Source organism: Olivibacter sp. LS-1 (genome assembly GCF_008245145.1).
Taxonomy (GTDB): Bacteria; Bacteroidota; Bacteroidia; order Sphingobacteriales; family Sphingobacteriaceae; genus Olivibacter; species Olivibacter oleidegradans.
Genome location: NZ_CP041643.1, coordinates 4,839,777 through 4,853,739, shown reverse-complemented (window position 1 = coordinate 4,853,739; position 13,963 = coordinate 4,839,777). Strand labels below are relative to the sequence as shown.

Annotated in this window: 15 protein-coding genes; 10 read left to right on the top strand and 5 right to left on the bottom strand. The window is 40.2% G+C overall.

The window, feature by feature from the left end:
• Position 1: 1 nt before the first annotated feature.
• Positions 2-1,024, bottom strand: a complete 1,023-nt coding sequence (locus FKG96_RS20095; protein ID WP_149105936.1) for a FecR family protein — start codon at positions 1,022-1,024, stop codon at positions 2-4.
• 141 nt (positions 1,025-1,165) lie between these two features.
• Here FKG96_RS20095 and FKG96_RS20090 point away from each other — a divergent pair, with 141 nt between their 5' ends.
• From FKG96_RS20090 to FKG96_RS20075, 4 genes are all read left to right on the top strand, one after another.
• Positions 1,166-1,708, top strand: coding sequence for an RNA polymerase sigma-70 factor (locus FKG96_RS20090; protein ID WP_130858365.1), 543 nt, complete (start codon positions 1,166-1,168; stop codon positions 1,706-1,708).
• Between the two features lie 158 nt (positions 1,709-1,866).
• Entirely contained in the window at positions 1,867-2,640 is a 774-nt protein-coding gene (locus FKG96_RS20085) for an SDR family NAD(P)-dependent oxidoreductase (RefSeq protein WP_149105935.1), read from the top strand.
• Positions 2,641-2,730: 90 nt separating this feature from the next.
• Positions 2,731-3,645, top strand: a complete 915-nt coding sequence (locus FKG96_RS20080; RefSeq protein ID WP_149105934.1) for an AraC family transcriptional regulator — start codon at positions 2,731-2,733, stop codon at positions 3,643-3,645.
• Between the two features lie 197 nt (positions 3,646-3,842).
• Positions 3,843-6,239, top strand: a complete 2,397-nt coding sequence (locus FKG96_RS20075; RefSeq protein WP_149105933.1) for an ABC transporter permease — start codon at positions 3,843-3,845, stop codon at positions 6,237-6,239.
• A gap of 17 nt (positions 6,240-6,256) precedes the next feature.
• On the opposite strand, the gene FKG96_RS20070 is transcribed toward FKG96_RS20075, so the two are convergent.
• Positions 6,257-6,637 carry a VOC family protein gene (locus FKG96_RS20070; protein WP_149105932.1) on the bottom strand — a complete coding sequence of 127 codons (381 nt, stop codon included), beginning with the start codon at positions 6,635-6,637 and terminating at the stop codon, positions 6,257-6,259.
• 126 nt (positions 6,638-6,763) lie between these two features.
• Here FKG96_RS20070 and FKG96_RS20065 point away from each other — a divergent pair, with 126 nt between their 5' ends.
• Entirely contained in the window at positions 6,764-6,952 is a 189-nt protein-coding gene (locus FKG96_RS20065; protein WP_149105931.1) for a hypothetical protein, read from the top strand.
• Here the strand turns inward: FKG96_RS20065 and FKG96_RS20060 are convergent.
• From FKG96_RS20060 to FKG96_RS20050, 3 genes are all read right to left on the bottom strand, one after another.
• On the bottom strand, positions 6,942-7,592 hold the full coding sequence (locus tag FKG96_RS20060) for a DUF2306 domain-containing protein (RefSeq protein WP_013667673.1): 651 nt from the start codon (positions 7,590-7,592) through the stop codon (positions 6,942-6,944). The two genes, FKG96_RS20065 and FKG96_RS20060, sit on opposite strands and share 11 nt — an antisense overlap.
• A gap of 362 nt (positions 7,593-7,954) precedes the next feature.
• The gene (locus tag FKG96_RS20055) at positions 7,955-8,308 is read right to left on the bottom strand and encodes a cupin domain-containing protein (RefSeq protein ID WP_013667672.1); all 354 of its coding nucleotides are present in this window, start codon (positions 8,306-8,308) and stop codon (positions 7,955-7,957) included.
• 80 nt (positions 8,309-8,388) lie between these two features.
• Entirely contained in the window at positions 8,389-9,177 is a 789-nt protein-coding gene (locus FKG96_RS20050; protein ID WP_130858360.1) for a helix-turn-helix domain-containing protein, read from the bottom strand.
• A gap of 544 nt (positions 9,178-9,721) precedes the next feature.
• Here FKG96_RS20050 and FKG96_RS20045 point away from each other — a divergent pair.
• The 5 genes from FKG96_RS20045 to FKG96_RS20025 all read left to right on the top strand — a co-directional run bounded on the left by FKG96_RS20045 (position 9,722) and on the right by FKG96_RS20025 (position 13,930).
• Complete coding sequence (locus tag FKG96_RS20045; protein WP_149105930.1) at positions 9,722-10,570, top strand: AraC family transcriptional regulator; 849 nt, start codon at positions 9,722-9,724, stop codon at positions 10,568-10,570.
• A gap of 53 nt (positions 10,571-10,623) precedes the next feature.
• Positions 10,624-11,124 (top strand): DinB family protein, encoded by a 501-nt coding sequence (locus FKG96_RS20040; protein ID WP_013667669.1) that lies wholly within the window; start codon positions 10,624-10,626, stop codon positions 11,122-11,124.
• Between the two features lie 199 nt (positions 11,125-11,323).
• Positions 11,324-12,250, top strand: coding sequence for a hypothetical protein (locus tag FKG96_RS20035; protein WP_130858358.1), 927 nt, complete (start codon positions 11,324-11,326; stop codon positions 12,248-12,250).
• Between the two features lie 157 nt (positions 12,251-12,407).
• Entirely contained in the window at positions 12,408-12,911 is a 504-nt protein-coding gene (locus tag FKG96_RS20030) for a CPBP family intramembrane glutamic endopeptidase (RefSeq protein WP_013667667.1), read from the top strand.
• Between the two features lie 104 nt (positions 12,912-13,015).
• Positions 13,016-13,930, top strand: a complete 915-nt coding sequence (locus FKG96_RS20025) for a hypothetical protein (RefSeq protein WP_149105929.1) — start codon at positions 13,016-13,018, stop codon at positions 13,928-13,930.
• Positions 13,931-13,963: the final 33 nt, after the last annotated feature.

Genomic DNA, 13,963 nt, shown 5'->3' with positions numbered 1-13,963 from the left:
GTTAGCGTTGTTTGGTTATTTTTATTAAAGGTTTTGTTCCGGTTTTTGGTGTTGCATGTTCAAATGAATAGGTCATTTTCGATGCAAGCGTAATATAATCTAGTACTTGCTGTAAAGGTTTATTTTCAAAAGTACCCGTAAAGGTCCCTTGTTCAACAGAGCTATCAGCGACTTCAATGTCAACATCGTAAAACGTACTGATGCGATTCAGTACCTCTTTCATCGGTGTTTTTCTGAATACCAAGCGATTGTGCAGCCAGTCTAATGCTCGATCCGTGTTAACTGTTGTTATGGATAGATTGTTGTCTTCTGTTGTATAAATTGCTTTTTCAGTAGGTTTTAAACGTTTTTTTATCTTTTTTTCCGGAAAAGCCAACTCAATACTTCCGGATATCAGTGTGGTCTGAAAGGTTTGGCTTTCTCGGTTTTCTTCTATGCTAAAAGCCGTTCCCAAAACGTTGATATACATAGCGCCATCACCAACCTTCACCTGAAACGGTGCCTTTGCATTCGGTACGATCGAAAAGTATCCTTTGCCATGCAAGGTAACGTGCCTTTCTTGATCCATTAAAGCCGGATAACTAATACTGCTTCCTGCGCCAAGAAAAACCTGAGATCCGTCTGGCAGTGTCAGTTTGGTTTGCGCATGGTTTTGAGCAGAAACCGTGACAAGGGTAGAGGAAGTTGCTTTTGGGCTGGGGGTAATAAATAGCGTACCCAAGCCGACTAATCCGATGAAAATGGCTGCAGCGATGCTTACTCTTTTGATAATCCGCAACCGCTTTTTTCCCCGCATGCGCTGCTCAAGATGGTTGAATGCAGTGTGTGAATCTGTATATTTTAGTCTCTGTTCTACTTGTCGTGCATCATAAATAAAGGCCATGCGTTGTAGGAGTAGTTGATTGAGAACGGAGCTATTGGCCCACTTTTCTACCAGCTGTTTTTCTTCAGCAGTAAGTGTTCCGGCGAGATAGCCCATCAAGGTAGACGCCTCCGGTATTCCGTTATATTGGTCTTTATTCAAGTTTATGCTGTTTTATACACGGACGACACATAACTCTCCGCATACCCTAAACTAAAATTTTTTTTCTTGTGTTTTAGAGTAAACAATTGCTTTTGTTGCTATAGTGATAATCCCTATCTTTGTTTGCAACCTGATGATATTATGAATGATCTAGATCTCTTCGAGGCCATACGAGAAGGGAATTTGCTTGCGTATAAAGAGATGTTTCTGAAATATTATGCGCCTTTGTGTGCCTACGCTGCCCAGTTTTTATCCGATACGGATGCAGAGGAGTTGGTGCAGGATCTGATGCTCTATATTTGGGAAGCAAGAAAGCATTTAATCATCGCCACTTCCCTCAAATCCTATCTTTTTATTGCTGTAAAGAATCGATCGTTCAACGCCATCCGCAAGCAAAAATACCGCGAACGCATACATGCTAAACTTTACGACAGTTTAGAAGGAGAGCAGCTAGATGATCCCGACTTTTATATGGCAGATGAATTGGCCCTTAAGATAAACGATGCCATTCGAGATCTCCCGGAAAGCTATCGCGAAACATTTGAAATGAGTCGTTTTGAAGGGCTGACCAATGCAAAGATATCATCCAAACTTGATGTGTCCATTAAAACGGTGGAGTATCGAATAACCAAATCGTTGAAAATATTGCGGGGTAAATTAAAAGATTACATGATGCTATTTTGAGTACCATCAGTTGGTCGGTATCATGTATGCCGTCCTATTAGGAGAAAAGCAGGTGATCTCAAGATCAGGTATTTCTGTTACAAGACTCCTTGATTTAGTTACAAGGGTGCGGAGCCGAATGCAGATTTTTGTATCAGTAATTGTTAATTGTAATACTTATGAAAAATCAAGCAGCGTCAAAGAACAATAAGCAGCCGGTTGCATTGGTGACAGGCGCCAATCAGGGTGTAGGTAATGAAATCGCCAAAGCGTTAGCAGCAAATGGCTATCAAGTATATGTAGGTTCACGTAACTTAAGCAATGGCGAAAAAGCAGCCGCTGAAATCGGTGAGAATGCCACGGCTATCCAGCTGGATGTTACCCAACAACAAACCATTAACGCCGCAGTAGCGCGTATCGAGCAAGAATATGGCCGCCTGGATTTGCTGGTCAACAACGCGGGTATATCCCATGCCGGAAAACCCGGTCGACCAATGGAAGAGGTTTTGGCAGAAGGCCGTGCTACCACCGCATCACTTGACGAAGTGCGGGCAGTTTGGGAAACCAACGTATTCGGCGTCATTGCCGTAACACAGGCAGCGCTACCCTTACTGCGTAAGTCTGATGCGGCCCGCATCGTCAATGTATCGAGCGGACTGGGATCGCTCACTTGGGTATCCGACCCGGCTTGTTGGGCAAGAGAGCACTTTGGTGTAGTATATGCCGCATCAAAAACAGCCCTTAATGCCGTTACCCTTTCCTTTGCCCTAGAACTGGAAAAAGAAAACATCAAGGTTAACGCTACGAGCCCGGGTTTTACAGCCACTGCGCTGAATAACTTTCAGGGCACGGACAGTCTGGAAGTGGGGTCCCGCGAACCGGTTCGCGTAGCGCTGGAGACAGACGGCCCCACCGGTCGTTTTACCGGTCCGGATGGCCCGCTACCTTGGTAGACCGTCATCAAGTACGAAGATAGTATTAAGGTTGCTTACTTTATGACCGTTGCTTGAAATAAGAAACGGTCATAATCATTATCTTACAGCATGAAACCGCAAACGCCAAAAGTCGTCAAACTCGAATCCATAACCGAGATACACCGTATACTCGGTCTTCCGGGCCCTGGTCATCCGCTGATCAGTTTACTGGATACCACAGAAGGGCGGATCAACCTAAGTCGATTACCATTAAGTTACGTAACCAGTCTTTACAAAATTTCCTTTATAATAAAGTTAGGTGGCAAGTTTAGATACGGCCAAGGCTATTATGATTTTGACGAGGGAAGTCTTCTGTTTACAGCACCTAACCAGCTTGTTGGTAATACCTCAAATTACCAAGGGAATGAAGGTTATTCGTTGATTATTCATCAGGATTTTTTTCAAGGATATCCGCTAGCTGCGAAAATTAAACAATACGGTTTCTTTTCCTACGCCTCAAACGAGGCGCTGCACCTGTCCGAGAAGGAGCGGACAACGGTATCGTCCATCTTTGCCATCATTCGCGACGAACTCAATAGCCGGATAGACGATTTCAGCCGCGAAGTAATTATTGCACAGATCGAGTTGCTGCTGAGTTATGCCAAGCGCTTCTACAAGCGTCAGTTCTTGACCCGCCAGCCGGCTAGCAGCGACTTACTTCAACAATTGGAAGAACTACTGAATACCTACTTTGAGAAAGGTGAGGCGGTAAAGCACGGTATGCCGACCGTACAATACTTGGCCGAACATTTACATTACACCGCCAATTATCTAAGCGATATGCTGCGTTCGCTCACCGGTCTGAATGCCCAGCAGCATATACATGAAAAGCTCATTGAGAAAGCCAAAGAACTACTCGCAACCACTACCTTAACAATCAGCGAAGTAGCCTATGAGTTAGGTTTCGAGCATCCGCAGTCATTCAGTAGGCTATTTAAAATGAAAACGAAACTTTCGCCGATGCAATTCAGGGCAGCCATTTGATTTACCTAAATCAGGAATATTTCTGAGCGTATTTAGTGCAGCTTATCTCGCGCCGTTGGAAATCTACTGTGCGGTTTCGAACACTAGCCGTCCATAAACGAACAGTAGATGCCAGCCAAAGTGCGGATAGCACGACTTATAAGAGATTTAATGCATATGGCAGTGTTCTTGTTTTCTCAGGATAAAGCTTCTGTCTTATGATAAGAAATTATATTAAGATTGCACTGCGAAACCTCCGCAAGAATCCGGTTTATTCGTTTATCAATATATTTGGCCTCGCTTCAGGACTAGCCTGTTTTATCCTCATATTGATTTTTGTGCAAAATGAATTATCGTATGATCGATTTCATAAAAATAGTGATCAGTTATATCGCGTTATCCAGCGGCGTCCAGATTCTAAAGGAGCGGATCATTGGGCTGCTACATCACCCGCATTAGCTTCTACCCTCAAGAAAGAACTTTCGGAAGTTACGAGCGCGACTTCGGTGTTTCCAACCTTTAATCCACTGATCAGTTTAGGTGACAAACGCTTTACGGAGGAAGGAATTCTTGCTGATACTAATTTCCTAAAAATATTTACCTTTCCGTTTCTACAGGGCGATGCGGCAACAGCTCTTGAAAGTCCCAATAGCATTGTGCTTACCGCCTCTTTTGCTCGAAAAATATTTGGTGAGCAAAACCCTATTGGTCAAACGTTGATATATCAAAACCAACAACCGCATATTGTTACGGGTATTATGGCTGATGTACCTGAAACCTCGCATCTAGCCTTCAGTTATATTCTCCCTGCATTATCTGATCAGTACTATCGAGATTGTATCGCCAGAGAACCTTGGTACAATAACGGTTTGTATACCTATGTGGTTTTAGCATCAGGAGCGGATACCCATAGGGTAGAGGAAAAAATGCGTGCTTACATTGACAGAAACTTGGCTGATTGGAGACCGGAAGATCGTATGGCTTTTTTATTCCAACCCTTGCGAGACATTCATCTCAAATCGCAACATCTGAAAACATTTCCCTTTGAGAAGGGGGGAAGTCAAAGATACGTATACCTTTTTTTAGCAATCGGTTTCATTGTGCTACTACTCGCTTGTGCCAATTATACCAACATAGCGGTAGCTCGGTCTATCCAACGTGCTCAGGAAGTTGGTGTACGAAAAGTAGCGGGGGCCCGGCGATGGCAACTTATGCGACAATTTTTGGGTGAATCTGTAATCATGACTTTGCTAGCACTTCTGCTGGCATTAGCGATGGTACACCTACTGTTGCCTTCATTTAGCCAGTTAATGGAGCGCCCCATTCATATAGATTATTTAAGTAATCCCATGTTGTTGCCAGCGCTATTAACGCTTGTTGTGCTAGTAAGCCTAATTTCAGGTAGCTATCCGGCCTTGCTGATGAGCAGGCTTAAACCCGTTACTATACTCAAGGGCAAGAATACAGTGCCCGCTAGTCGTTTTACATTACAACGCGTATTAACTGTCGGACAATATGCTGTTTCTATCGCTTTGCTGGCAGGGAGTTTCATTATATATAGACAGATGCAATTTGTCCAGCATAAAGAGCTTGGATACGATCGGGAGCATATCCTTACCATAAAAGTCAGTGATGCTAACTTGAGTCAACGCTACTCCACTATTCGTGAAACGTTGTTGCACGATCCTCATGTGGTTGCAATGAGCTATTCGTTATACTTACCCACGGATGTGATTACCAGTCAAAGCATGTCTGGTTGGGAAGGTAGTGATGGCAAACTATTGCCAACCCAAACCACTGGTATAGATTATGATTTTCTCGATGTTTATGGGATACCACTTGTTGCTGGACGAGGGTTTTCGCGTCAATTCGGAACAGACACACTTGGTGCTCCCATTGCACTTATAAATGAATCTGTTGCTAAGGCCTTGGGTTGGACACCAAAAGAAGCTATTGGTAAGGAGTTTAATTACTCCGATGGGCGTGGTCAAAGGCGAATTGTGGGGGTGGTGAAAGATTTTCATTTCAATTCCATACACCAACCACTCGGACTACTTGTACTGACACTAGATCAAGGACCTTCAGGATATATTTCTGCTAAGATCCGATCGGAGAATTTGCAGGAGACTATTGCGAAGTTTGAGCGGGTGATTAGGAATGTTACCCCGTATCCCTTTGATTATCAGTTTATCGATGATAATTTTAATAAATTATATAAGAATGACATCAGACTTGGGGAGCTATTCACCTCATTTACGCTACTTGCCGTTTTGATCGCCTCTTTGGGACTATTCGGATTGGCAGCCTATTCTACACAGCAACGCATGAAGGAGATCGGAATAAGGAAAGTGCTGGGTGCGAGTATTCCAGGTATCGTAAGGCTGTTGAGCAAAGATTACATTAAACTCGTACTTGTCGGTTTTATTATCGCCGTACCCTTGGCCTGGTATTTTATGAATCGCTGGCTAGAGAATTTTGCATATCGGGTTGACCTGGATTGGTGGATATTTGCCTTAGCAGGTATATTTGCCCTTATGATCGCTTTGCTAACGGTGGCTTTTCAGTCATTGAAAGCGGCCTGGATGAATCCCACGAAGTCGCTGAGAGCAGAATAATTTTGGTAATTGACTCCTTATTTCTTTACCGGTGTAAACAAATTGACCAAATTACCGTCAGGGTCACGGAATAATAATGATTTATTTCCCCAAGGCATTAGCGTAGGTTTTTGAACAAGATAGGGCTGTAAAAGATCCGCCAATCTTTCATAATCACGATCTACATCATCAACTCTAAATTCTATGATCACACTACGGTTTGTGGCGGTCTGGGCAACAGAATCGCCACCGAAAAATTGCAGTGTTCGAGTACTTCCTATCGCTAAGGTTGCCGTTTTTGTTTTCAACTCCACAAAATCAGGCGTGTAATGCACAACAGAACTTTGGGTCACTTGTTCATAAAATGCGATTAAGCCATTTATATTGGCCGTTATAATTCGGATTGATACTAGATTCATGCTGTCTTCTTTAATAGTACATTTCAAAAGTAAGTTAGCCTTATGACAACTGTATGTCAGGAGCGGTTGAATTTTTTTATATATTCAGATTATAGGAGTTTATAAGTTAATGGTAACTTTGTTCATATGACAAAATATTCCAAAGGCGAACTAGAAGAGGCGCTAGAGGCTTTAAATTCAACACTTGGCAAATGCGAAAAAGCCATACTCAAATTAAGAGAAAATTCGGCTCAGCATACCTTAATGACGCGTAGAATTAATGCATTTCGTATTGCATTAGCGCTTGTTGGAAACGAATTGCAGGTTAACGATTGATCGTTTCCGCAGGTTCCAAACCATCCGGCTCATTTTTATGTTTTAACCCTTTTACGATCAAATAGGCGATAAACAAATTAGGTAGCCAACACCACCAAGCCACAATAATATAAGCTGATCTATAATTGCCGATGATTGAAATCAAAATAGGCAACCAAATTCTTAGCGTTACGGCAGCAAAGCAAGATGCATAACTATATACCATCATAATTTGATGGGTCAGAAACTGTTTTTTCTTGACAGTTAAGTAAGCCCTCAACGTCGTATAAAACCAAATCACGGCCAAGCAAGCAAATCCAAAGGAGGTCCAGGGGCCTTCATCTGCAAACAATGCGATGTAAAAGCCAGCTAGAGAACTTAATAAAACCGATCCGACATAAATTTTACCAACTTGCCTGTGAAGCAAGGGTGTTTTAATCCGCAGTTTTGAACTAAATTGAACCCACCCAATAAGTAAGGCAAGCCCCCCTAAAATAATATGCGTGTAAAAGGCAACATTCCAGAATGTATCTGTTAAAAGCCATGCCGGTTTTGAATTTAATATTCCCACTCTTCCGGCAATTAAGAAATATTGCAGCGGATATAGCCCAATTATTATCGATAAAGCAGCAAATAGAATCCAAGAAATCTTTTTTATCATTATCATCATTTAAGTTTACCAAGAAGACATGCCGGTTTAACAAGAAATGAGGTTGATCACTTTTATCGCCGGGTAGTCAAGTCAGATCTACTTATTTCTTACACTAAAGATATATTTTTATATTCAAATAATGTAACTATTGAGCCTCTTTGTCGGCAATAGAGAGCTTAAAGATAATAATGAATGGTCTACAATTGGCCTTAAAGTTTGTTCTGATAGTAGCACAGTAAAAGAAAAACGAATAATTTTAACGTAACGCTTGTTATCTATCGGGAGTTAAGCTTTGTAATGAGTTCACACCTATTTAAGCCATGCAGTCAAGAACGTGCATGGCTTCTTTTTTTAATCGTGATAAGGGGAGCTTATAAAATTTCCACTTCTTCAGGGATTACCAATAAGAGAAGGCAACCCAGCTCTGTATGCACACTATGTTTGAAGTTGGGGGGTGTATATAAATAAGAGCCCTCGGAGAGTCTTGTTTTCTCAATAATGGCTTCTCCCTTCAATACAAACAACTCTTCTCCCGCCGGGTGGTTGTGGTAAGGATAAGCAGCACCAGGTTCGAATTTAAGAAGGATGGTTTTAGATCGCTTTGTTAGCTTGTCGTATCGAAGCGACTTTACAAATATGCCTTCGTAATGATGATTATTCTCGATTAAAGGAATCCATTCAATGGCTTCGCTTTGAACAATGTAATTGTTAATATTAGTGTCCATAACTTGTTTTTAATGCTTTACAAAGATCCATATAGATGCGAAGCCATAAAATGGACAAAGCTTGGAAAAACATGTAATATTTAGAGGAGATAGGCCTTTCTATAATCTTTTGGCGATAGTGTTGTGTGTTTCTTAAAGAAGTTAGAAAAATAGAAAGGATCGCTAAAACCTAGCTCGAAAGCTATTTCCTTAATGGAACGGTGCGATTGATAAATAAGCAGTCGTTTCGCCTCAGACACAACCAGGCTGTAAATTACGTTTTGCGCGGTTTTACTGGTATGAAGTTTAGCTAGTTCATTTAACTTTGTTTCTGTCGTATTGAGGATAGCAGCTATATCAACCAAAGAGTAATTTCGAGAAAAATTATTCCTCACAAGCTCTAAAAAATATAAAAACAGAGCGCTAGGCTTCCATATTTCATCTCCACGAGCAATTTTAGCCCGATTAACTTCCACGATTAACAGTTCGATGTATGTACGAAGCGCAATATGGTATTGATAAGGCTGTGTGCTTAGTTCCGTATCGATAGCATTTAATAGCCCTTCAAATTTTTCGGTTTCATAAATGCATATTACCTCATTCATTCCAAAATGGCAGAATAAGCCGTTGTGGAAAATTAGTTCAATATCGTTTTCATCCTTGCATATAAAGTCCAGCGTAAATTCTAAAACTCTTATACATCCTCTTATTTCTTTAAAATAATGGACCTGACCAGAGGTGATGGAAACCAGTTCATTTTCGGTGAGCGAGAACTGTTGCGCGTCAATAACAATACTGGCAGAACCCTGTTGGCACCAAATCAGTTTATATCTGAGTACTCGTGTAGGTTTATCGCTATCAACACCGTTAAGCGTATACAAACTAATCATAGCCTTCTAATATAATTTATTCGATCTTGGTAAATCATTGTCAACGCTTATACCACACGGTAAAAAAAGTATAATATAATTTCCATGTGATAGTTCTTTGATACGTACCGAAAATAAGAAGAAGTTTTCTAATCCTCACGGCGAAGAAAGAAGACGATTAAAACACATTCTACTAAATTCGAACTGAGGTATTTCTATTGCGACGCTAGGATATGACGGGCGATCTAAGGTGACTGCATTAAGCATTTCCACTAAATATTGTACCAACAATACTTGGAAGCAAGAACTACAGGTGATATTGACTGATTCCGTTCGAGCATGATGATCGAAGGAGTAACAATCATAAACATAAAATGCAGCCTCCAAAATTTTCGGTAGCTATAGGCTAAGTAAGAGCAGTTACGTGGTAGAAAATTTTGCCGCTGCGAGGTTCTTTGCTTCTTTCTTCACGGCGAAGAAAGAAGACGATTAAAACATTTACTAAATTTGGAGCAACGTATTCTTTTGCAGGGAGTGACGTTAGACTAGGGATAAGCAATCTAAAATGGATACATTGAGCATACACGATTACGTTTCAGACCGGCAAGCGCCCAGAAACAAAATCTTTCTTCCACAAAATCTGATTTCGTTATTAGAACAAGGCGAGAAAGTAGTGTATTATGCCAACAGCAAAACCGTTATTACAGACAATCAATTTGCGATACTTTCTTCCGGTAATTGTTTAATGACCGAAAAACTTCCGGTAAACAATCATTATCGTAGCTTGATGTTGTTCTTTGATAATACGACATTAGCCACATTCTTTATTAAATACGCTTCTATAATTGACAAAATTCCATCAAAACCCGACAGGCCCAATCAGCCGTTTGTCGTATTTGAGAAAGACGAATTTATCAGAACCTACATCACCTCACTTAAGCTCATTCAATCAAAACCCGCATCTTTTTCTGAAAAAATAATAGAACTGAAATTTGAAGAATTAATGTTGCATCTACTTGAAAAATACCCGAACGAAATGCTTGCGTTCCAAGTAAAAAATCAAGAAAAATATTCAGACTTTGAAATACGGAAAGCAGTTGAATTAAACATAACCAACAATCTCACCTTAGAAGAATTGGCGTTTTTGTGCAACACAAGCGTATCTACTTTCAAGCGAAAATTTGTAAAACTCTACCATGTAGTGCCAAGCCAATACTTCCAGCAACAAAAAATGGAAATGGCAAAGACCCTGTTGTTACAGAACGAAAATCCGGGCGAAGTATATTATAAAGTTGGATACGAAAATCATTCAAGTTTTTCGAAATCGTTCAAACAGGTTTATGGCATAAGCCCTAAACAATTTCAGCAGCAGAATATGGCTGTTCCTCAACAGCAATTGAACGATCTGCGATAACGCTGCCATATACAAGTCTTCTACTTTTGCGTTACACTTTAACGCAACAAAAAATGACAAAAAAGTATCTGTTGGAAATTGCTAATTATAGCAACTGGACTGATAGCGCTGTAATCAAATGGCTTGAACAAATCAGTGATGAGCAATGGGAAAAAGAAATACCAAGCAGTTTTAATTCAATTGCAAAAACAGCAATTCACCTAGTGAGTGCTAAAAAGATTTGGATTGATTTTTGGAAAAATGTAGCTAATCCGGTTTTTCTTTCAGCTCGATTTACGGGAACAAAAAGCGAGCTGATTGAAATCTGGAAGAAAACAATGGACGATTACCAAGATCTCATTGCGAATTACCCAGAAGCAAATTATTCCCAGATAATTTCGTTTAAGGTAAGAGGGAAAGAATGGGGAATGGAGTTTGCACAAACCGTTTTACACCACAACAATCACGCTACTTACCATCGCGGACAATTGGTAACCATGCTACGGCAAGTCGGTTTTACTGGTTTTTCTAACACAGATTTGGCAACTTATTTTGTCACCGGTTCGGTTGGGTGATTATAGCAAGCTGAATACGCTGTTATCCGCTGATTTAAAAAATGAATGGCTTAAAGCTTTATACTGGCCATTATGACTTTCTCAAATCATTTTATAGACAGTAATGCAAGTAGGATAGAAGCTAACCCTCCATTAATTTAGCTAAAATCTGTATATTAGAGAATCAATTCATTTGGGACAATTCCTTAAACCCTAAATTATGCGTAATAATCATCGTAAATCTTTGATCGCCGTTAGCATAATAATTCTCGTCGTCTTATCTATTTCTTTAAGCGGCTGGTCACTAGTTCCTTTCGGAAAACGATATTTGCCGGATTATTTCTTTGACAATGTTTCCAGCGGAATCAAAGGGTATGTCCGGCCAAATGATCGACTAATTCTCCTGAACGACTCCATTTTCCATCCGGAAGAAGGAAAATACGCACTTGGCGTAAGTCATGCATCCACTATAGTGGAATACAGTAGGGAAAAGGCGATGGAAAAATTCGGAGATGCCGGGCAGTATGGTGCAGTAGAGATAAGAGGAGGCAAAGCACAGATCTTTTATGGAAGGGAAGATAGCGTTCGTATGAATAAAAAAATGGCTCTTCTCTTGGCTCACAATACCGGTTCCGTTCCTTCTCGCTTAAACCTGGGCCTTAACGCCATTCATTCCACTGGAGAAATAGATGATACGCTATTTCTAGGATCCTTAAGTTACCGTTTAAAAGGTGATACGTTGCTGACATTAACACCGGATAACCTATATTACGTCAGCAACAGTGAGACAAAAAAGGAAAAAAGTAGACGCTTGCTTATTTATCGCTATGGGAAATTAGACACTATTTTAAATGGCCAGATAAAGATTGAAGGAAACATCGAACCTGGCTCAAACGTATATACCTATAACAGAGGCATAGCCATCTATCACAAATGGGCAGCAAACACCCTTGTCGGCGTCTTGGGTAATCACCACGTATTAACCATTAATGGCAAGAATATTAAGGAGCCCCTTAGTAGGGTACAAGCAACAGGAGGTTCTGTACACTACCTGAATGGAATAGAGGCAGTGAAGAAATATGGCATAAAAGGATTGTTCGGGGCTGCCGAAATTTCCGGAAATAGTTTGAAGTATTTCCGGAATTGAGTAAAAAACGTTAAGAATAATACTGTAAGTTTATAGACGTCAATAATTTAATTGCTATGTATGACTTTTTTATTTAAGAATACCGTTTCTAAATTTCTACGCTGAATGGTGAAATCAATATGTCTTTCCTTATTTTTCTTTATTAGCTAATAAACCGATGATTAAAATAGCTTACCAAATACAATCTCAATTGACGTCCTACCTGCAATCAAAATCTTATATCCAATTATTTTTCATTTTTCTTATTGCTGAAATGACTTTTTCAGGTGTCACTGCTTTTATCGCCACCATGATTGACCCCGACTTAACCTATAATCCGATTGAAAAGGAAAGTATTTACGTTATCTTTATAATATCTGTTATCGTTGCACCGGTGATAGAGACCTTTATTTTCCAGCTGGCCGTTATCGAAATAGGATACGAGTTTAAGTTGAGGGGAAGATTGCCGGTGCTATTATCCGCTATCTTATTTGGTATTTCTCACTATTATAATTGGGTATATGTGATGGTGATGGTCTTTACCGGATTCATTTTTGCCTACTCATACGTGTTTATCCGGAACCAGTACGATATCGCCAAAGCAACACTTTTTGTTGGCTCTTTACATGCTGCCTCCAATCTGGTATCCTTTTTAAACAACAATGTTTTTAATTTCTTCTAACAGTAAAAATAGTTATTAATTACGTTTGTTTATTTTGCTAAAAATATTAGTAATATTCAGTTGTTTTCAGTATCTTTGCCATAGAACCAAAGCCGAACCTGTCGATGGCAAAAAAAGACGATCTGTTATGGAAGGGGATATTGGAAGAGATCTTCGATGACTTCCTTCGTTTCATGCATCCCAAGGCTGATGAGATATACGACCTGAAAAAGGGCATCGCCTTTCTCGATAAAGAACTCGAGCAGTTATTCCCGCCCGAAGAAGATGAATTTTCACCAAAAGTTGTGGACAAGCTGGCAAGAGTAAACACCTGGGAAGGGAAGGAGGAATGGATACTGATTCATGTAGAAGTACAAGGAAGGTATCAAAAGGATTTCCCCAGGCGTATGTTCACTTACTATTACAGGATATTGGACAAATACAACCGACGTATCAGTGCCTATGCCGTCTTTACGGACGGATACAAGATGAAGCGACCTGATAGATACGAAACCAGCTATCAAGGAACCAGTTTAACTTATCGCTTTAATACATACCAGCTGGCGCTGCAGAATGAAGAAGAATTATTGGAAAGTGGTAATCCGTTTGCAATCGCAGTATTGGTAGGAAGGGCAGCATTTATAGGAAGCAAGTACGGAGATAGTCAAGAAAGCGAGGCAGAGCTGATGAGCTTTAAGCTACAATTGCTACGCAAGCTGACTGAAAGAAGGATTAAAAGAAAGAAAATCAGGGCACTGATGAACTTTTTAAGGTATTATGTACGTTTTGAAAATGATGATAATAATGTTAAATTTGAACAAGAAATACAAACGGTTACAGGAAGGAGCGAAGCTATGGGCATAGAAGAATTACTGTTGGATAGAGCTACTAGGCAAGGTGAACAAAAAAAGAGCAAAGAGTTTGTAGAGAATCTATTGCTCGAATTCGGTTTTACCGATGAGCAAGCGGCCAAAGCCGCAAAAGTTTCTATTGAATTCGTTCAAAAAATCCGCGCCAAACTAGATAAGAAAAAGAAATAGACTAAGACATCTATTTATCATACATATTTAAGC